Origin of the sequence: Sulfitobacter sp. UBA4523, assembly GCF_002388305.1 — a bacterium.
Taxonomy (GTDB): domain Bacteria; phylum Pseudomonadota; class Alphaproteobacteria; order Rhodobacterales; family Rhodobacteraceae; genus Sulfitobacter; species Sulfitobacter pontiacus.
In genome coordinates, this window is record NZ_DGMH01000033.1 from 11,945 (window position 1) to 12,267 (window position 323).

General features: G+C 60.4%; 1 protein-coding gene. It reads left to right on the forward strand.

What is annotated here, in order from left to right:
• A partial coding sequence (locus B3849_RS08300; protein ID WP_286780015.1) for a hypothetical protein occupies positions 1-323 on the forward strand: 323 nt, incomplete at both ends.

Below are 323 nucleotides of genomic sequence, written 5' to 3' on the forward strand. Positions count from 1 at the left end.
TTGCGGATCGCGCAGACCTATCGCATAGGGCCTGCGGGTCGTCCGCTGAACGACCCAAGCTACGTTCAAAAAACCGAGAGCTTTGACGGCAACGGGCTGCGCCCCTATCGGCCCTGCCACCTGCGAATAGAAGAAGAGGCGGGGGCGTTGCGGTTTGGCTGGATACGCCGGACGCGGATCAATGGCGACCAATGGACGGGTTTCGATGTGCCACTGGCCGAGGAAAGCGAGCAATATCAGCTGCGTATCCTGCAAAACGGTGTTGTCTTGCGCGAAGAGATCGTGGACCGCGCAAGCTGGACCTATACCGCCCAAATGCGCGC